Here is a 965-nt window from a genome sequence, read left to right as displayed (position 1 = left end):
AGAATCCATATTGCATAGTTATTTTGTCTCACGTGGAGATACACCTTTTTTGAATGAGATTAAGAATTTAATATTTTATACTATTGAAAACTAATCACACAATTGATATTAAAATTAATATCGTACACTATTCTATACTTATTAATAACATGGTTAAAAGCTTAACAGTATATCTATCAATAAGCCGTAATTGTTTTATATAGCGAGACTCTTAAGTTTAAAAGCTAACTACATTGGAAAGCTTTTCTTCAAAAGCTTTAAGTGTTTGTCAGCAAATATTAAATACTCATTTCCCATATCAATTAAATTTTAGAAAGGAGCAAAATAAAAATTATCAGCAAACAAAACCTTATACTTCTCTTATCAAGTAGTTGCAAATGCTTATACAGATATGGCAAACGTAGCTTATCTATTTTGCCAAATATAATTATATTGCCTTAAGAATCCTTTTAAATCACCATCATAATCGATAATAACCTCAATAAAATTAAAATCCACACTATAGAATTCCAGACAAAGAAAAGCCCCTTCTGCTTATGCAGAAGGGGCTTTTACTTTAGAATAGAGAGCTGACGATGACCTACTCTCACATGGGCGAACCACACTACCATTGGCGCAACGATGTTTCACTTCTGAGTTCGGGAAGGGATCAGGTGGGGCCATCGCGCTATTGTCGTCAGCAAAGGGGGTTAGATATGAGTCTGTTTTAGTTTTACTTATTTGACTAAGTATCACTTAACCTAACTGAATCAAGGTTAACGGTGATATCGAAATGTTCTGTCTGTTTCTATAGCGTAAGCTATACAAGATAGATTAATTAGACTTGATACAAACCACTTGGGTGTTGTATGGTCAAGCCAAACGAGCAATTAGTACAGGTTAGCTACACGCATCGCTGCGCTTCCACACCCTGCCTATCAACGTCCTAGTCTTGAACGGCTCTTTAGGGAAATCTAATCTTGAGG

2 rRNA genes are annotated in these 965 nt (G+C 34.6%); both read right to left on the bottom strand.

Going from position 1 to position 965, the window contains the following annotated elements:
- Window positions 1–567: 567 nt before the first annotated feature.
- A 5S ribosomal RNA gene (gene rrf, locus ACS8FC_RS15300) occupies window positions 568–681 on the bottom strand.
- A 167-nt stretch (window positions 682–848) separates the two neighbouring features.
- A 23S ribosomal RNA gene (locus ACS8FC_RS15295) occupies window positions 849–965 on the bottom strand; the annotation flags it as partial.

The organism is Psychrobacter sp. 1Y4 (assembly GCF_051847555.1).
This window is presented reverse-complemented; position numbering and strand designations above follow the sequence as displayed.